Here is a 17,188-nt window from a genome sequence, read left to right on the forward strand (position 1 = left end):
TCCCCACCTGGCACGCACATCCGTTATGACGCAATGTCAGCGAATCTGCACACCGAATGTACAGGCGTCACACCGCCTCCCACAGGCGCTCATGAACCGGGCGGACCACCCCGGGCCTTGATGCCGGAATGTCCCGTTCCGAAACACCCGGAGGGCGGCCCTCCGAAAAGGCACCCGGCGGGCATGTGAAGAACCCGGCACCATGCCATGGAGGTCCCTGCACATCGGCGTAATTCCGTGGTGGGGAAGCATGGTTGCGGACGCCCACAGGATTGGCTGAGCAACGCACCCCCGTGCTTTGATCCTTCGCACTGCGGCGGCCCGCACAAAGGCTCGCTCCGTAGTCATTTCGAGTTATTCGCGCGAAGGGAACAACATGAACCCGCAGATCCAGACCCAGGAGATCTCCGACGCCGACCTGGACGCCGTGTCCGGTGGCCTGCACAGCGCCGTTGCCAGCAGCGTCGTCGGCAGCGCGACGGCCACCCTCGACTCGGTCGCGCCGGTCTCCACCGTCGCCACCTCGGGCGTCGCCGCCGTCGAGTCCTTCGCCGGCCTGAACTCCTCGGCGCTCACCGGCTTCGTCGCCGGCCTCTGAGACGGCATGCGTGAGCCCCGGAACGTTGCCTGTTCCGGGGCTCGCCTCGCTGTTCGCTTCCTGAACCGGACATTTGCAGTCGAGGGAAGAGTTACGTGCAGTTCCGCCAAAAGGCCCTTTCCAAGCTGCAATCCCCCGAGGAAATAGACCTGCCGGTGCGTTTCGCCCGGCCCCAGGGCCTTCTCGTCCTGACCGTCACCGTCCTCGCCATGGCCGCCGCCACGGTCTGGGCCGTCACCGGATCGGTGTCGTCCACGCTCACCGCGCCCGGAATCCTCAACCACGGCAAGGGCAGTTACATCCTCCAGAGCCCCGTCGCGGGACAGGTCACCGGTGTGCTCGCCGAAGAGGGCGACCACCTGCCGGCGGACGCGCCCCTGCTCAAGGTCCGTACCGCCGCGGGCAGTTCCGTCGTGCGGACCATGGCCGCGGGCCGGGTGACCACCCTCGTCGCGACGATCGGTTCCGTGGTCACGACCGGCGCGGACGTGGCCGCCGTCGAGCGCGTCGACAGCGAGGACGCGCCCCTGATGGCCGTGGTCTACGTGCCGGCCGACCGCGGCGCGACCGTACCCGTCGGCGCCTCCGTCGACCTCACCGTCCAGTCCGTGCCGACGCAGCAGTACGGCGTCCTGCGAGGCCGGGTGAAGGTCGTCGGGCGGACCGCGCAGACCCGCCAGCGCATCACCGCCTTCCTCGGCAGCAGCCAGCTCGGCGAGCAGTTCTCGCGCTCCGGCCAGCCGGTCGCGGTCCTCGTGGAGCTGAAGCGGTCGTCCGCGACGAAGACGGGCTACGCCTGGTCGACGTCCGACGGCCCCGCGTACGCCCTGGACTCCATGACCCTGGTGAGCGCCTCCGTGCACCTGGCCTCCCAGCGCCCGGTCGATTGGCTGCTGCCGTGAGCGCGCCGGGCGGCCGTCGCCGCGCCCCCGCGCGATCCGCGCCCCAGAGGCCCAAGGGGAAGCGGCCCAGGGTCGTCCGCACGCCCACCGTGCTCCAGATGGAGGCCGTGGAGTGCGGCGCCGCCTGCCTCGCCATGGTGCTCGCCCACCACGGGCGCCACGTGCCGCTGGAGGAGCTGCGCATCGCGTGCGGCGTCTCCCGCGACGGTTCACGCGCCAGCAACGTCCTGAAGGCCGCGCGCAGTTACGGCCTCCAGGCCAAGGGCATGCAGATGGAGCCGACCGCGCTCGCCGAGGTGCAGGGCCCGGCCATCCTGTTCTGGGAGTTCAACCACTACGTCGTCTACGACGGGACGGGGCGCCGCTTCGGCCGCCGGGGCGTGCACATCAACGACCCCGACAAGGGCCGCCGTTTCGTCTCCCCGGAGGAGTTCGACACCAGCTTCACCGGTGTCGCCCTGGTCTTCGAACCCGGCCCGGACTTCCGCCGGGGCGGCCGCAGACCGGGGGTGCTGAGCGCCGTCCCCGCGCGGCTGCGCGGCACGACGGGCACCCTGCTGGCGGCGCTGCTCGCGAGCCTCCTGCTGGTCGCGGTGGGCGCGGCGCTGCCCGCGCTGAGCCGTACGTACATCGACATGTTCCTGATCGGCGACCAGACCTCGGTGCTGGGCCCGCTGTTCGCGGCGATGGCGGCGCTGGTCGTCCTGACCGCCGTGCTGACCGGGCTGCAACAGGCGAACCTGCTGCGCGGGCGGATCATCTCCTCCACGCTCACCAGCGCCCGCTTCCTCAGACACCTGATGCGGCTGCCGGTCACGTTCTTCGCCCAGCGCAGCCCGGCCGACCTGGTGCAGCGGCTCCAGTCCAACGACGCGGTCGCCGAGACGCTGGCACGCGACCTGGCCGCCGCCGGAGTCGACGGCATCGTCGTCATCCTCTACGCGCTGCTGCTGTGGACGTACGACCCCCAACTGACGGTGGTGGGAGTGCTGATAGCGCTCCTCAACATCGTCGCCATGCGGATAGTGATCCGGTTGCGGGCGACGCACACGCAGAAGCTGCGGGCCGACAGCGCACGGCTGACGAACACCTCCTACACCGGTCTCCAGCTCATCGAGACCATGAAGGCGACGGGCGGCGAGAACGGCTACTTCCGCCGCTGGGCGGGCCAGCACGCGACGACCCTGGAGGTGCAGCAGCGCCTCGGTGTGCCGACCGCGGCCCTGGCCGTCGTCGCGCCCACCCTCGCCACGCTCAACAGCGCGCTGATCCTGTGGATCGGCGGCCTGCGGGCGGTGGAGGGCCACATCTCCATCGGCCTGCTCGTCGCCTTCCAGGCCCTGGTGACGCGCTTCACCGCACCCATCACCCGGCTGAACGGGGTGGCGGGCCGCATCCAGGACTTCGCCGCCGACGTGGCCCGGCTGAAGGACGTCGAGAGCTTCCCCGTCGACGCCCTCTACGCGCGCGTGGAACCGGAGACGAGCACCCGCCGCCTCAAGGGCCATGTGGAGCTGGAGAACATCACCTTCGGCTACAGCCCGCTCGACAAGCCGCTTCTGAGCGGGTTCTCACTGACCGTCGGCCCCGGGCAGCAGGTGGCGCTGGTCGGCGGCTCCGGCAGCGGCAAGTCGACCGTCTCGCGGCTGATCTCGGGCCTGTACGCCCCCTGGGAGGGGACGATCCGCATCGACGGGCAGCGCCTGGAGGACATCCCGCGCGGCGCGCTGGCCGCCTCCGTGTCGTTCGTCGACCAGGACGTGTTCCTGTTCGAGGGGACCGTCCGGGACAACGTGGCCCTGTGGGACCCCTCCATCCCTGACGACGCCGTCGTCGCCGCGCTCAGGGACGCCGCCGTGTACGACGACGTCATCGCGCGCCGCCCCGGCGGCATCCACAGCCGTGTCGAGCAGGACGGCCGCAACTTCTCCGGCGGGCAGCGCCAGCGCCTGGAGATCGCCCGGGCGCTGGTGCGACGGCCGAGCATCCTCGTGCTGGACGAGGTGACCAGCGCCCTCGACGCCCGCACCGAGCAGGTCATCATCGACAACCTGCGGCGGCGCGGCTGCGCGTGCGTGGTCATCGCCCACCGGCTGTCCACGGTCCGCGACAGCGACGAGATCGTGGTCCTGGACCACGGCACGGTCGTCGAACGGGGCCGCCACGAGGAACTGCTCGCCGCCTCCGGCGCGTACGCCGAGCTGGTCAAGGAGCGCTGACATGTCCGTCCACCCGGAGGCCCACCCCGCGGTGGCCGCCGCCGATCCGGTGATCCACGCCCTCGGCGCCCTGGGCTACCCCGTCGACTCCGCGGGGCTGCGCAACGTCCCCCTGGAAGGGCCGCACGTGCTGTGGCTGGTGATGGCGGGCGGGCTGGACCTGTTCGCGGTCGACGCCGCCCAGCAGGGCCACTGGCACTTCCTGGGCCGCCTGGAGGCCGGCAGCCTGCTCCTCGGCCCCGTCGAGGGCCCGCAGCACACCCTGGTCGGCCGGCCGACGCAGGACTGCGCGCTGCGCCGCATCGCGCTGCGGGAGCTGTACCCGGGGCACGGCGCCCCGTACGCCGGGCACGACCCGTACGCGGGGTACGACCCGCACGCCGGGTACGACCCGCACGCCGGGTACGACCCGTACACGGGGTACGACCCGCACGCCGGGTACGCCTCGCCCCTGGAGCAGGCGTTCGCGCTGGGCACCGCCCGCAGCCTGGGCGTGCTGTTCGAGGCGCCGCTCGACGGGCGGCCCGCGGACGAGGCGGTGGCCGACGACGACATGCTGTGGATGCCGGTACCGCCCGGCAGCGTCCAGTACGGCGCCGCGGAGGCAGCCGCCGACCTGCTGGTCGACGGCGCGCTGTGGCAGCGGATGGTCAACCAGCAGTACCGGCTGCTGTCCGCCGTGGACCGCTGGATCGAGCAGTTGGAGCGCGCCCACGAGGACCGGGCGGCGGCCGGCATGAAGGCGGGCGAGGCCGTCCGCGCCCGGGCGGACCAGGCGCTGCTCGCGTCCATCGGCCGGACCGACCGGGCGGGCCGGAAGCGGAGTTCGACGGCGGACGACGACGCCACGTACGCGGTGTGCCGGCAGGTCGCCCGGGCGGCCGGGATCACGCTGGCCGAGCCGTCGGCGAGCGGCGTGGCCGACGAGCGGACCGGCGCGGTGGAGCGCATCGCGGTCGCCTCGCGCGTGCGCACCCGCGCGGTGCGGCTGGAGGGGCGTTGGTGGCGCACGGACTCCGGGCCCCTGGTGGGCCACTGGGCGAAGTCGGGTGCCCCGGTGGCGCTGCTGTGGCGGCGCGGCCGGTACGAGGCGGTGAACCCGGCGTCGGGGCTGCGGATGCGGATCGGCGAGGAGAAGGCCGCCGAGCTGGAGCCGCGCGCGGTGATGTTCTACCGCCCGCTGCCCGAGCGCCCCATGACACCGCTGCGGCTGCTGGCCTTCAGTCTGCGCGGTGCCGGGAGCGACGTACGGAACCTGGCCCTGGCCGGGCTGGTGACGGTCGGTCTGGGCGCGCTGGTGCCGATCGCGACCGGCCGCATCCTCGGCGTGTACGTGCCGACCGCGCAGACGAGCCTGATCACCCAGGTGGCCATGGCCGTGATGATCGCGGGCGTGGTGTCGGCGGCGTTCATGCTGATGCAGAACCTGACGGTGCTGCGGATGGAGGGGCGCATCGAGAGCGTCCTCCAGCCGGCCGTGTGGGACCGGCTGCTGCGGCTGCCGACGCGGTTCTTCGCCGAGCGCTCCACCGGGGAGCTGGCCGGCGCGGCCATGGGGATCAGCGCGATCCGCCGCGTCCTGACCGGTGTCGGCCCGGTGGCCGTCCAGGCGAGCACCGTCGGTGCGGTGAACCTGGTGCTGCTGCTGTGCTACAGCGTGCCGCTGGCGCTGGCGGCGATGGCGATGCTCCTGGTCATCGCGGTCGTCTTCCTCGGGCTCGGGCTGTGGCAGGTGCGCTGGCAGCGGCGGCTGGTGGAGCTGAACAACAAGCTCAACAACCAGGCGTTCCAGACCCTGCGCGGGCTGCCGAAGCTGCGGGTCGCGGCGGCGGAGAGCTTCGCGTACGCGGCGTGGGCGCGGGAGTTCGCCCGTTCCCGGGAGCTCCAGCAGCGCGCGGGCCGCATCCGCAACGTGACCACCGTGCTGGACGCGGTGTACCTCCCGCTCTGCTCGCTCATCATGTTCATGCTCCTGGCGGGCCCGGCGCGGGGCAGCATGACGGCCGGTGAGTTCCTGACGTTCAGTACGTCGGTGACGATGCTGCTGACGTCGGTCACCCAGATCACCGGGGCGCTGGTCTCGGCCGCCGCGGCGCTGCCGATGTACGAGCAGATCAAGCCGGTCCTGGACGAGGCCCCCGAGGTCCGGGGCTCCACCACCCAGCCCGGCGTCCTGTCCGGTGCCATCGAGGCCCGCAACCTGTCCTTCCGGTACTCCGACGACGCGCCCCTCGTCCTCGACGACGTGTCGCTCGACATCCGGCCGGGCGAGTTCGTGGCGGTGGTGGGCCCGAGCGGCTGCGGCAAGTCGACCCTGCTGCGCCTGCTCATCGGCTTCGACCGGCCGGTGTCGGGCAGTGTCCTGTACGACGGCCAGGACCTGACCGCCCTCGACCAGGCGGCGGTGCGCCGCCAGTGCGGGGTCGTCCTCCAGAACGCCCAGCCGCTCACCGGCTCGATCCTGGACTGCATCAGCGGTGCCGAGTCCTTCTCCCAGGAAGAGGTGTGGGCGGCCGCGGAGATGGCGGGCCTGGCGGAGGACATCAAGCGCATGCCGATGGGCCTGCACACCATGATCGCGGGCGGCGGGGCCATCTCCGGCGGCCAGCGCCAGCGTCTGATGATCGCCCAGGCCCTGATCCGCCGCCCCCGCATCCTCTTCTTGGACGAGGCGACGAGCGCGCTCGACAACGAGGCCCAGCGGATCGTGATCGACTCCACGCGCCGCCTCAACGCCACCCGACTGGTGATCGCCCACCGCCTGTCGACGGTGATGGACGCCGACCGGGTGATCGTCATGTCGGCCGGCCGCGTCGTCGAACAAGGCTCCCCGGCCGCGCTCCTCGCCGACCCGAACGGTCATCTGTACGAACTGGTACGCCGCCAAATGCGCTGACCGGGTACCCCTCGAAAGGGTGGGATCGGCCCTCCGGGGCGCGCCGGTACCCGCGAACCCGGGAACCTCTCCCTCCGAACCCCGCCCGGACGGACCGGGCGGCGCGTCCACGGAGGAACAGATGCTCAGGAAGGCCTTTGCGTGCACGGCCCTCGTCGCCGCCGCCATGGCGGTCGGCGCCGCCCCGGCCGCCGCTCACGGAGACAAGGACAGGGACGACCACGGCAGCTTCCACGCCGCCGAGTGGAACAAGGGCAAGTTCGCCGCGCTGGAATCGGCCGGCGGTTCGAAGATCTCCGCCGGCGGGTTCCACCAGGGTGGGGCGATGCACGCCGAGTGGTAACGGCCGCCCCGTCGCCATCGACGGCCGCCGGGACGACGACCGTCGCCCGGCGGCCGCCGCCTTGCGTCCCGGCCACCGAGTACACGCCCGCGACCGGGGTCCGGGGAATCCGCGCCCGGGCGACGAGAACCCAGCGTGCTACCGGGCGCCGGCTCCGGAGCCGCTAGGTGCGCGGCGACGCCTCGCCCCCTACCGGTGGGCCTTTTCGGGACCTTGAGCGGCAGATGAGCGGCCGCACGCGACAGTGGAGGCGATCATGGCGTTCGACGAAGGACTGGCCGAACGTATCCGGGCGCGGCTGGGCACGGAGGCGGCCGTCATCGAGAAGCGGATGTTCGGGGGACTGGCGTTTCTGTACGAGGGGAACATGGCGGTGGGCGTGATCGGCGACGAGCTGATGGTCCGGGTCGGCGCGGACGCCACCGAGGCCGCCCTGGCACGGCCCGGGACCCGGCCCTTCGACTTCACCGGACGCCCGATGCGCGGCTGGGTCGTCGTGGCCGCCTCCGCCGTGACCGAGGACGAGGTCCTGGCCGACTGGATCGACCAGGGCCGCGCCTTCGCCGCGAGCCTGCCGCCGAAGTAGGGCTGTCGGGGGCGGCCCTCTCCCCGGGCGGCCTGTCTTTCCCACCCCGTTGTGCGCTCGGCAGAAACGTCCACGCAGAGCAGCCCCGGGTCAGGTCGCGTGGCGGGTGGAGGCGTGCTCCCCTGGAAGTATCCCGTAGGAGGACACCTCGTATGCGCCACCGCCGGACCTCCGCCGTCGCATCCGCCCGGACCCCCGCGCCGACGGGGGCGGGCGGAGGGTTGCTGCCGGCGCGAGAGCTCGCGACGGCCTGGTTCCTGGTGATCCTGATCGCGGTGCCCGCCTGGGTACTGACGGTCGGACAGGCTCGGGACATGGGGGTCGAGCCCGGCACGATGGGGATGGCGCTGCCGCTGTTCCTGGTGCTGTGGGTGACGATGATGGCGGCCATGATGCTGCCGTCCATGGCGCCGGTGGCCATCACGTGGGTACGGGGTATCGGCCGGCAGTCCTCCGGGTGGACGCGGACCTTGCGCACCGCCGAGTTCGTGGGCGGGTATCTGGTGGTGTGGACGGCCTTCGGGCTGCTCGCCTACGCCGCCCTGGCCTTCACCGGCGGCCTGGTGGACGACCACCCGGCCGCCGGACGCTGGATCGGCTCGGTGGCCTTCCTGCTCGCGGGCCTGTACCAGCTCGGGCCCCTCAAGTACGTGTGCCTGCGGCACTGCCGCGATCCCATGAGCCATCTGATGCACTACGCCGGTTTCCGGCCGCCGGCCCGCGACCTGCGGGTGGGCGTCCACCACGGCGCCTACTGCGTCGGCTGCTGCGCCGGGCTGATGGCGGTCTTCGTTCCGCTCGGCGTGATGAACGTGGCGGCGATGGCCGGACTGGCCGTGGTGATCTTCGTGGAGAAGCTGTGGTCCCGCGGCCCGCTGCTCGCCCGGGTCGTGGGCGTCGCCTTCCTCGTCCTGGCGGTGCTCGCGCCGTTCCAGGACTGGCTGTTGCCGGGGCTGCACGGCTCGATGCCGCCGATGGGCGACATGTGACTCAGCTGTTCACCGGGAGCGGGCGGCCCGCCAGGCAGCCCGTCGGCAACTGAAGAAGCCGGCACTGGACACGCAGAAGGGCACCAGGTAGTTGAACAGCACACGCAACCAGGTCATGGCCGTCGCGTCACCTGACGCGATCACCGCGCCCTGGTTGACCAGCGAGAGCAAGGTGCCCACCAGGAGGGCGATCGGCACGCACCTCGACAACGAGGCCGTGGAGAACACCGTCGCCAGAAGTCGCGGGGCCGCGTCGACGCTCATGCGCGTGCCCGCTCAGATGCGCCCGTGGGCCGCCCCTTCGAGGTCCTCGCTGCTGAAGACGTAGTCGGCCGTCTCGCCGTACGACGCCTCGTAACTCAGCCCGAAGGCGTCGGAACGCCCCGTGGCCCTGCCCACCTCGAACTCGGGCGCGAACCCGAACATGGCGTTCTTGATCTTCGTAGAGCTGCCGTCGGGGCCGGTCAGCGGCTCGTACGAGAGTTCCGTCCTGCCCTCGACCGTGCAGCCGGGCCGGTCCCCGTCCGTGAGGGAGACGCCCGCCCGCTCCATGCCCAGGTACTCGCCGTAGAACTGCGAGAGCTGACCGAACGGCCCGCCTTCCCGGCCGGACAGGATGCGCTCCAGGGCACCGGCCTGCTCGTCACTGGCCGCCTTGTCCACGACGAGCCCGACCTTCCAGTTGCCGGAGGACAGGTTGGACGGGAAGTGGTTGTAGAACGCGAAGTCCACACCGGACAGGTCCACGCCGTCCAGATTGCCCTCGGCCACGTGGAACACCGCGGTGCCCAGGCACTCCGTACCGCCCTTGGTGTCCCGAGGCTGGCCGTCGTACGGACAGCTGCACAGCACCGCGCAAGAGCAACCGGCCACGTACGTGCCGGATATCGTCCATGACATAACTGCACCCCTTCTCCCATGGTGACGCGGCGAACGTCGTCCCCTCTTCGCCCTGCACTTTCACGCTAAACCTGTCAAAACGACATGTAAACGACACTTCGGACCCACGAAGCGATCGTTCACGCACCGCCCGCGGCGCGGCGGATCCCGGCTGCTGCTCCGGCGGGGACGCGCGGTCCGGCGCGCCGGGGAGATGGACCCGGTCGGGCGCCCGCGCCGGGTCAGTCGTCCGTCACGAGGGGCGGCGTCGCGTGGTGCAGCACCTCGCCGCGGAAGAACGCGGGGCTGTGGCGCCGCATGAGCAGCATGATCACGGCGCCGAGGACCAGCAGGCCCACGCCGATGACGAAGACGCTGCCGATGCCCGCGACCGAGCTGCCGCTGCCGTAGGACGGCTCCCAGGTGTCCCTCAGGGTTCTGAGGAAGACGCCGGTCAGCAGGAGGCCGCCGAGGCCCGGGAGGAGGCCCTTGGTCAGCAGGTTGCCCCATGAGTGCCGGAACTGGCGGCGGAAGAACCAGACGCAGGCGAATGCCGTGATCCCGTAGTAGAAGCTGATCATGAGGCCGAGGGCGAAGACGGTGTCCAGCAGGACGTTCTCGCTGACGAGGGTCATCAGCGTGTAGAAGGAGCCGGTGACGACGGCCGCCGCGACGGTGGCGCGGGCGGGCGTCCTGTAGCGCGGATGGACGGCGGCGAAGGTCGCCGGCAGGGCCTTGTAGGCACTCATGGCCAGAGCGGTGCGGGCCGCCGGGATGAAGGTGGTCTGGAGGCTGGCGGCCGCGCTGGTCAGGACCGCGACGAAGAGCAGGACCCCGAGGCCGGAGCCCATGACCGGATCGGCGAGCGCGGCGAAGACGTTGTCGGCGGTGTCCGGGTTGCCGAGGCCGGTGCCCTTGGTGCCGACGCCGGCGTACATCTGGGCGGCGACGGCGACGAGCAGGTACGTGCAGACGATGACGGCGATGGAGAGCAGTGCTGCTCGGCCGGGCGTCCGCTCGCTGCCGGTGCTCTCCTCGTTGACCGTCAGGCAGGTGTCCCAGCCCCAGTAGATGAAGATCGACAGGGTGACGCCGGCGGTGAAGGCCGTGAAGGAGTCGACGCCGAACGGGTCCAGCCAGGACCAGGAGAAGTCGAGCGCGCCCACGGCCTCGCCGGACGTGGCGATCGCCATGACGATGAACAGGGCGAGTACCACCAGTTGCAGGCCGACCAGTACGGACTGGAGCCATTCGGTGAGGGTGATCCCGCGGTAGCTGATCCACGTGGCGGCGGCGATGAAGGCCAGGGTGGTCGGGATGTGCACGGCCTTGTTGTCGTTGAGTTCGGTGACATCCGGGCTGCCGGTCGCCTCCCCCAGGAAGAGGTAGAAGAACTCCGTGGCCACCCCGGCCAGGTTGGAGAGCACCACGATGGACGCCATGAGCAGGCCCCAGCCGCACATCCAGCCGGTCCTGGGGCCGAACGCCTTGGCCGACCAGGCGAAGGACGTTCCGCAGTCGGGCATCACCCTGTTCAGCTCGCGGTAGGCGAAGGCCACCAGCAGTATCGGCACGAATCCGGCCAGGAAGATGCCGGGCATCCGCAGCCCGGCCTCCCCGACGGTCGGTCCGAGGGTGGCGGTGAGGCTGTAGGCGGGGGCGACGGTGGAGATACCGATCACCGTGCCACCGAGGAGGCCGACGGTGTCCTGGCTCAGCCCCTTGGCCTTGAGATCTTCGCGGTCTTCTCCCTGTGGAGCGCCTTTCTTCATCCCGGCAGTCTGGTTGCTTCGGCGCGGAGAATCCCGAACGTTACGGGCTCGCTCGGTACGTGCCGCTCCGGCCGGCGCGGTGACCCTCCGGGTGTCGATGCGCCGGGCGAACGGCGTGGGATGCGGGTAGCGCTCGTGCTTGGGCAGGCCGGTGGGGGCGATGGCGGCGACCTTGGTGCGCAGCCGGATGCAGCCGCTCGTGCACGTACGTGGTCGTCGAAGACGCCGCTCGCCATGTCCTGTCCGATCGGGAACATCCCCGTCACGCAAGGGTGCCGTTCCCATCCTGAACAGAGTGGTTTCGGCGCAGGGAGAGAAGGATCAGCAGCGCGAAGGCAACGAACGCTGCGCCCGTGCGTGCGTAGTTGAACGCCTCCCAGCGCGCCAGGATCTCGGCGTGATCGGCGGGTGCCGAGGTGGCTGCCCACTGCTTGATACGGCCGTTGATGGGGACGTTGCCAAGACGGGTGACCAGGAAGGATACGACGGCGAGGAGGCCGGCCCCTCCGGCCAGCCACCGTGAGACGCCGCGCGTCATGACGGCAAGCGCGAGGGCACTGAGCGCCGACACGCCCATGGCACCTTGCATGGTGATGCCGTTCATCTGCATCAACTGGGCATGGAAGGACAACCTCATCTCCAGCGGTACGGCGTGGAACGTGGGGACGAGGTTGGCGGCTCCGTAGCCGAATGCGCCGGCGAGGACGCCGGTGGACAGCAGGGCGAGGCCCTGAACGAGCCGGATGCGCATGCGCATCACTCCCCCGTCTCCGGTTCGGCGGAGGTGACGGACATCGTGAGCTGCTCAGCCCGTCGCAGCAGGCCGCCAGGCGTGAACTCGGCGAACATGTGGACTCGCGTGGACACCGGTCCCCCCTTGCGCATCTGAGCGTGGATCGTGAAACGGGTCGCGATCCGGCCGCCGTCCGCGACCGCCTCGTGCACCTCGAAGCAGAACTCCCGCAGGTTCTTGCGGACCGGTCGGAGGTGAGCGAGGAGGCGGTCCCAGTCGAGTCGTATGCCGTTGGCGACTTGAACGACGTCACGGGTGTAGTACCTGGACATCAGCTCGGAGACGTCGTCCGATCCACGGATCACGGCGTCGGTGAAGGTGGTGAAGAAGTCGGCGATGAACTGCTCGGGAGGTTTCGCGTACAGGGGGGTCACCATGCTCCCGCCAGTCGGGGTTCACACCGCGCAGACATCTCTTACACGGTGTAAGATATAGCGACCGATTCAATTCTGACAAGGTGTAAGAGTTGACTGCATTCCAGACCCCGGGCGACTCGCCACGGGCGCGGCCGCGCCGTCGCGCCGACGCCGAGCGCAGCAGGGCCGCGGTGCTGGACGCCGCGGTCCGACTGCTCGCCGAGCGGCCCGACGCCGGAATGGCCACCATCGCCGCCGCGGCCGGGGTGACCCGCCAGACCGTGTACGCCCACTTCGGCACCCGCGACGCGCTGCTGGACGCTGTCGCCGACCGGATCACGGACGAGGCCATGGCCGCGATGGACGAGGCGGAAAAGAACGGCGGTCACGCCCTGGACCAACTACTGCAGCTCCAGGACATCGGCTGGCGGCTGTTCGAACGTAACCCGGTGCTCCTCCAGCTCGTAAGCACCCGCGCCGACGCCACCGACGCCGACCGTGCTCGGCATGAGCCCGTCGCAGCCCGACTCACCCGGCTGATCGAGAAGGGCCAGGCGTCAGGCGAGTTCGACCCCGCCCCTCCAGCCACCTGGCTGGTGGCCGCAGTCACCGCTCTCGGCCACGCGGCAGGCGACGAAGTCAGGGCGCACCGCATGTCAGCGAAAGAGGCGGCAACGCGGCTGCGGACCGCCACACTCGCCCTCCTAGGGGTCAGGCCCCAGCACCAGCGCCCAGAGAGCTCGTAACAAGATCTTGGAGGTGGTCGTCGGCGGGCGGCCGGTCGGCCCGTCGCTCGCCGTCGGCGGGCCGTGCCAGGGACCACGAACGACAAGCCGGGCTGGGAGCACACTCCACATCGGCATGAATTCCTGCCGCCGTCCGCACGAAGCACGACCGTTCCGGTGATGTGGGGCTGGAAGATGGCCGGTCTTGACCGGGACACCCGAGGCGTACGACTCCTACCATCACCGGATGGGGGGGATGGCGCATGGTGGTATCCATGGGGCGGTGCGTCCGGCGCCCGACGGGGATGCTCGCAGTCCTGCTGGTACTCGTGGCCTGTGGCCACGTGGACAGGAGCGCGTCGGAGCACACCCCAGGACCCTCCGGCACCCTGCACGCCCCACCGCCGTCGAGCGGCGCCCCGGATGCGGTCGGGGGTACCCGGCCGGATGAGCACTCCGGCACGAGCGACGACTCCGGTACGGGGCAGGGCGCGACGTCGTCCGGCTCCCTCGGCGGGGGCTCCAGCAGCGGCTCTGGCGGACGGGCGGAGGACCGGCCCGGCGCATCCTCGGCAAGCGGAGGGACGGGCGGCCCGTCGTACGGCGGCGACCCCGTGCCTCCCGTCCCGCTGCCCCCGACTGTCGGCGGGCAACGGCCCGATCCGGTTGGCGGCATCGACCCCACCGGCGGCGGGGACGGTGGTGGCGGTGACATGGGAGGCGCGAGCGAGGGTGGCGACGCCGACTCGCCGCCACCCAGTTGTCCTCCCGGCACCGGCGCGTCGCCCGGACCCTCCGGTCCGGGCAGCCACACCCCCTCGCCCTCGGGAGCCTCACCGGGCTCACCGTCACCGGACCCGTCCAACCCACCCTGCCCCGGCCCCGGCGACACCTCGAGCCCGAACGTCACGGGCGGCCGATGACCGGTCGCCCGACGGCCCGTTCCACCCCCGCCGGTGCCCACGGTCCCCGCCTGGAACGCCTTCAGCGCGCCCGTGTCACCGTGGCCCGCCGAACTGTCCTTCGTCGCCCCGCCGGGTCCCGTCCCACGGACACCCCCGCACCGGCCGACCGCTCCACGACCGGGCTCGTCGGAGCGGTGGCCGCGCAGGCGTCCGTCGTCACCGCCGGCATGTTCTACATCGGCGCGGTCTACCTCACGGCCTTCTACCACTACTTCCGGCTCGACGCCTTCACCCTCGGCATCGGCTTCCCCGAACTGGCCATCCAGGCATTGAACCTGGTGCGCAGGCCCGTCGTCATCGCCGTCAGCGTCACGGTGTACGCAGCCCTCCACCCGGGGCTCCTGACCGGACTCTCATGGCCCGCGCCCGTCTCCCGGCTACTGCGCCGCGCCGGTGTGTGGGCCCGCCGCGCCGATCTGCTGCTGATGCCCGCCGGCGTTCTCGCCCTCGTCCTTTGGCGGTGGACCCACCCCTACGGCTGGGCGGCGGCACTCGCACTGGCACTCGGCGTCACCCTCGCGCACCGGCGCTCCGCGGGCCGCCCGGACGGCCGTGCCGCCAGTGCCGTATGCAGGGCCGCGGCCGCGTCGGTGACCGGTCTCCTGATCATGTGGGCAGTGACGTTGGCCGCGCATGACCTGGGAGTGGCCGAAGCACGCCTGACGGCGCGGAACGTCGTCAGCCGTACAGCCGTCGTCGTACTGACCACCGAGCGACTCAGCCTGGCGGGCCCTGGGATACGCGTCGAAGACCTCGGCAAGGAAGCGCGCTTCCGCTACCGGTACACCGGCTTGCGGCGGCTCATCGAAAGGGGTGGCCGGTACTACCTGCTGCCGCTGGGGTGGACCCCCGCCACTGGTACGACGTACGTGATCGACGTCCGCGACGGCGTCCGGGTGGAGCTCATGCCCGGCACCCGGTGAACGCGGATGCGTGCCGTTGGTGCCACACCTTCCTGCCGCGGTTGCCGAAGGGGTCGCACCGGCCGGCGACCTCGCCAAGGGGCACTTGCCGGCATCCGGGTGGGGCCGTCCGCTGCCGGACCCCAGGAGCCTCGCGTGGAAGCTTCACGCGTCCGTCACTTCGATCGCCTGAGCATGTTGTGGATGCCGACGAGGAGCACGGTGCCGAGGATCCATCCGGCGACGGTGTAGGCGGTGGAGCACCACAGGCCGGCGCTGTGGGCGATGACGTGGTCCCGCTGCCTCAGGTTCACCACCGGAAGCAGCAGATCAAGGGTGTAGAGCCACGGTTGGTACGGAGCCGTGGTGCTGCCCTTCTTGACGGGTTCCAGGTCGTCGCGGAGAAAGCTGAAGAGCGTCCCTCCGGCGGCCCACAGCACGACGAGCCAGATCACGATGCGCAGGGGCTTGAATCCGTATCCCACGGTCACCCAAAAGAGCCAGCCGCGCAGCTTGTCCCACCAGGTCTTCCGGCGGATCCTCTCCTCGGCCATCAGCACTCTCTCGGCGTGGTGGACGCGGCCCTCGGAGGAGTACACGGAGGCGAGATGGCGGTAGATCTGGGGTACGTATTCGGGGTTGCGCTGCAACCATTCGATGCGCTTGTCCACCGTGCGTTTGTCGGGCTGTGTGGGGTGGGACAGCGAGTCGTAGACGAACCAGCGCAGCAGTACACGTTCGGGCCAGGCGAACCCGTCGTCCGAGAGTTCACCGGCCGTACAGCGCCGGATGTCGATTCCTCCGTGGACCACGCTCTGCGCGTCAAATCTCAGGCTGCGGGTGATGCGGCATCCGGGTGCGGTGATGGCGAAGCGCCCTTCGCCGCTGTTCGAGAATCGGCCGCCGGAGCAGTTGAGCTCCCCGTTGATGGAAGCGTCAATGAACGAGACTTCGCCGTCGGCGACGAATCCCTTGGCGACGTTGCGGACGCCGAAGACCCGGCTGCTCAGGGCCACGTCACCCCCCACCTCGATGTTGTTGGCCAGGAGGGCGCCGTCCGTCCGGCTTCGGAAGTGGCCGCCTTCGCACCAGAGACTTCCGCCGACCGTGGCTCCGTGGAGCAGGACCTGGCCATCGGCGAGGAACCCGTCCCGGAACACCGCGTTCTGTCGGATGGTGGCACGGACCAGATCGAGGGCCGTTTTCCCTTGGTAGACGAAATGGCCGCCGGTGCAGTCCAGGGAGCCGCTGATGTCGGCACCGGTGAGGTTCACCGTGCCTTCCGAGAGGAACTCGTGGCGGAAGTAGACGCCCTGTTCCACCTTCATGGTCTCCCCGGAGAGCGCGTAGTCCATGGGGGCCAGGAATTTCGCGCCGTCACAGTCGAACCGCCCCATGATGTGGCTGCCGTCGAGGCAGACCTCGCCCTCGGCGCGGAAACCCTGTCCGAAGGTCATGTGATCCGTAACGCGCAGACTGGACGCGTCCAGAGCCAGCCTGCCGGGGTTGATGAACTGACCACCTCGCGCTTTGAACTGGCCCTTGATCAGCCCGCCCACCACGGTCGACTCGCCCTGGGCACGGAATCCGTTACCACATTTGAAGTCCTCGCCCACCTCGATGCCGTCCGCGACCAGCGCCTGATGGTTGGACTTGGTGATCGACGTGGCATCCAGGTCGAGTGTCCCGTCGATGCGCGCGCCCACGAGGTTCACCCGGCCTCGGACGGTCGAGTCGTACAGGCTCAAGCTGTGTTTGACGCGGAGCTGTGTCGCCTCCAGGTTGCCGAGCTCACACCTTCTCAGGTAAATGGCCGGCACCTCGGCCTGTCTGAGGTCGACCTGCTCGAGCTCACACTCCGTGAGTTCCAGTGGGCAGAGCATCTGTGCGGAACGGAGATCGAGGTCGCCGACGATCTGCGCCCGTGCGAGCCGAAGCCGGTAGGGCGGGCCCTCGAGTCCCTTTCCCAGGACGAGTTCCCGGACCAGGTCCGCCTTCACCCGGCCCTGCCCCGCGTCCACCGGTCTGCCCGATACGACGCACTCCCGCAGACGGCGCTCAAGGCCACCGGTACCGGACACACGGGGGATGGAAACCATGACGCTCTCCAAAATGCTGACCCCCGCGTGTCGGGCGAAGGCAGATCGTGAACCGTATGTGCACCAGGAACGATCTTGCGTCCGCTCGGAGGGCTCTGCCACCCGGCAGGCCCTGCCTGTAACCGCACAGAGCAGCCCCGAGAGAGACCCCAGACGCCCCCGAA

Annotated in this window: 15 protein-coding genes; 9 read left to right on the forward strand and 6 right to left on the reverse strand. The window is 70.5% G+C overall.

What is annotated here, in order from left to right; all coding sequences use genetic code 11:
• The first annotated feature begins 376 nt into the window (after positions 1 to 376).
• From ACZ46W_RS02720 to ACZ46W_RS02750, 7 genes are all read left to right on the forward strand, one after another.
• Complete coding sequence (locus ACZ46W_RS02720; RefSeq protein WP_468330189.1) at positions 377 to 598, forward strand: type A2 lantipeptide; 222 nt, start codon at positions 377 to 379, stop codon at positions 596 to 598.
• 95 nt (positions 599 to 693) lie between these two features.
• A complete protein-coding gene (locus ACZ46W_RS02725) occupies positions 694 to 1,500 on the forward strand; it encodes a hypothetical protein (RefSeq protein WP_468330192.1) in 807 nt (268 codons plus the stop codon).
• A gap of 98 nt (positions 1,501 to 1,598) precedes the next feature.
• Positions 1,599 to 3,719, forward strand: coding sequence for an NHLP family bacteriocin export ABC transporter peptidase/permease/ATPase subunit (locus ACZ46W_RS02730; RefSeq protein ID WP_468330195.1), 2,121 nt, complete (start codon positions 1,599 to 1,601; stop codon positions 3,717 to 3,719).
• A 1-nt stretch (position 3,720) separates the two neighbouring features.
• Entirely contained in the window at positions 3,721 to 6,615 is a 2,895-nt protein-coding gene (locus ACZ46W_RS02735; protein ID WP_468330198.1) for an NHLP bacteriocin export ABC transporter permease/ATPase subunit, read from the forward strand.
• Positions 6,616 to 6,736: 121 nt separating this feature from the next.
• Positions 6,737 to 6,958 carry a hypothetical protein gene (locus ACZ46W_RS02740; protein WP_468330200.1) on the forward strand — a complete coding sequence of 74 codons (222 nt, stop codon included), beginning with the start codon at positions 6,737 to 6,739 and terminating at the stop codon, positions 6,956 to 6,958.
• A gap of 256 nt (positions 6,959 to 7,214) precedes the next feature.
• The gene (locus ACZ46W_RS02745; protein ID WP_468330203.1) at positions 7,215 to 7,544 is read left to right on the forward strand and encodes a TfoX/Sxy family protein; all 330 of its coding nucleotides are present in this window, start codon (positions 7,215 to 7,217) and stop codon (positions 7,542 to 7,544) included.
• 152 nt (positions 7,545 to 7,696) lie between these two features.
• A complete protein-coding gene (locus ACZ46W_RS02750) occupies positions 7,697 to 8,533 on the forward strand; it encodes a DUF2182 domain-containing protein (RefSeq protein ID WP_468330206.1) in 837 nt (278 codons plus the stop codon).
• 9 nt (positions 8,534 to 8,542) lie between these two features.
• On the opposite strand, the gene nrtS is transcribed toward ACZ46W_RS02750, so the two are convergent.
• The 5 genes from nrtS to ACZ46W_RS02775 all read right to left on the reverse strand — a co-directional run bounded on the left by nrtS (position 8,543) and on the right by ACZ46W_RS02775 (position 12,354).
• Positions 8,543 to 8,797: a nitrate/nitrite transporter NrtS gene (gene nrtS / locus ACZ46W_RS02755; RefSeq protein ID WP_468330209.1), complete on the reverse strand. Its 255-nt coding sequence runs from the start codon at positions 8,795 to 8,797 to the stop codon at positions 8,543 to 8,545.
• A gap of 12 nt (positions 8,798 to 8,809) precedes the next feature.
• Positions 8,810 to 9,433, reverse strand: coding sequence for a DUF1326 domain-containing protein (locus tag ACZ46W_RS02760; RefSeq protein ID WP_468330213.1), 624 nt, complete (start codon positions 9,431 to 9,433; stop codon positions 8,810 to 8,812).
• Between the two features lie 221 nt (positions 9,434 to 9,654).
• Positions 9,655 to 11,184, reverse strand: coding sequence for an APC family permease (locus ACZ46W_RS02765; RefSeq protein ID WP_468330216.1), 1,530 nt, complete (start codon positions 11,182 to 11,184; stop codon positions 9,655 to 9,657).
• Positions 11,185 to 11,446: 262 nt separating this feature from the next.
• Positions 11,447 to 11,935 (reverse strand): anthrone oxygenase family protein, encoded by a 489-nt coding sequence (locus ACZ46W_RS02770; protein WP_468330219.1) that lies wholly within the window; start codon positions 11,933 to 11,935, stop codon positions 11,447 to 11,449.
• A gap of 5 nt (positions 11,936 to 11,940) precedes the next feature.
• Positions 11,941 to 12,354 carry a nuclear transport factor 2 family protein gene (locus ACZ46W_RS02775; RefSeq protein WP_468330222.1) on the reverse strand — a complete coding sequence of 138 codons (414 nt, stop codon included), beginning with the start codon at positions 12,352 to 12,354 and terminating at the stop codon, positions 11,941 to 11,943.
• Positions 12,355 to 12,443: 89 nt separating this feature from the next.
• On the opposite strand from ACZ46W_RS02775, the gene ACZ46W_RS02780 reads away from it, so the two are divergent.
• Both ACZ46W_RS02780 and ACZ46W_RS02785 read left to right on the forward strand, forming a co-directional pair.
• A complete protein-coding gene (locus ACZ46W_RS02780; RefSeq protein WP_468330225.1) occupies positions 12,444 to 13,079 on the forward strand; it encodes a TetR/AcrR family transcriptional regulator in 636 nt (211 codons plus the stop codon).
• Positions 13,080 to 14,061: 982 nt separating this feature from the next.
• Positions 14,062 to 14,946 (forward strand): hypothetical protein, encoded by an 885-nt coding sequence (locus tag ACZ46W_RS02785; protein WP_468330228.1) that lies wholly within the window; start codon positions 14,062 to 14,064, stop codon positions 14,944 to 14,946.
• A gap of 155 nt (positions 14,947 to 15,101) precedes the next feature.
• Here ACZ46W_RS02785 and ACZ46W_RS02790 read toward each other — a convergent pair whose 3' ends face one another.
• The gene (locus ACZ46W_RS02790; protein WP_468330231.1) at positions 15,102 to 17,024 is read right to left on the reverse strand and encodes a hypothetical protein; all 1,923 of its coding nucleotides are present in this window, start codon (positions 17,022 to 17,024) and stop codon (positions 15,102 to 15,104) included.
• Positions 17,025 to 17,188 lie beyond the last annotated feature (164 nt).

The organism is Streptomyces sp. NPDC031064 (assembly GCF_055570965.1).

Coding starts and splice junctions, on each gene's coding strand:
- ACZ46W_RS02750 (WP_468330206.1), top strand. CDS start 7,697: ATGCGCCACCGCCGGACCTCCGCCGTCGCATCCGCCCGGACCCCCGCG.
- ACZ46W_RS02775 (WP_468330222.1), bottom strand. CDS start 12,354: ATGGTGACCCCCCTGTACGCGAAACCTCCCGAGCAGTTCATCGCCGAC.
- ACZ46W_RS02740 (WP_468330200.1), top strand. CDS start 6,737: ATGCTCAGGAAGGCCTTTGCGTGCACGGCCCTCGTCGCCGCCGCCATG.
- nrtS (WP_468330209.1), bottom strand. CDS start 8,797: ATGAGCGTCGACGCGGCCCCGCGACTTCTGGCGACGGTGTTCTCCACG.
- ACZ46W_RS02765 (WP_468330216.1), bottom strand. CDS start 11,184: ATGAAGAAAGGCGCTCCACAGGGAGAAGACCGCGAAGATCTCAAGGCC.
- ACZ46W_RS02745 (WP_468330203.1), top strand. CDS start 7,215: ATGGCGTTCGACGAAGGACTGGCCGAACGTATCCGGGCGCGGCTGGGC.
- ACZ46W_RS02770 (WP_468330219.1), bottom strand. CDS start 11,935: ATGCGCATCCGGCTCGTTCAGGGCCTCGCCCTGCTGTCCACCGGCGTC.
- ACZ46W_RS02760 (WP_468330213.1), bottom strand. CDS start 9,433: ATGTCATGGACGATATCCGGCACGTACGTGGCCGGTTGCTCTTGCGCG.
- ACZ46W_RS02720 (WP_468330189.1), top strand. CDS start 377: ATGAACCCGCAGATCCAGACCCAGGAGATCTCCGACGCCGACCTGGAC.
- ACZ46W_RS02790 (WP_468330231.1), bottom strand. CDS start 17,024: ATGGTTTCCATCCCCCGTGTGTCCGGTACCGGTGGCCTTGAGCGCCGT.
- ACZ46W_RS02730 (WP_468330195.1), top strand. CDS start 1,599: ATGGAGGCCGTGGAGTGCGGCGCCGCCTGCCTCGCCATGGTGCTCGCC.
- ACZ46W_RS02735 (WP_468330198.1), top strand. CDS start 3,721: ATGTCCGTCCACCCGGAGGCCCACCCCGCGGTGGCCGCCGCCGATCCG.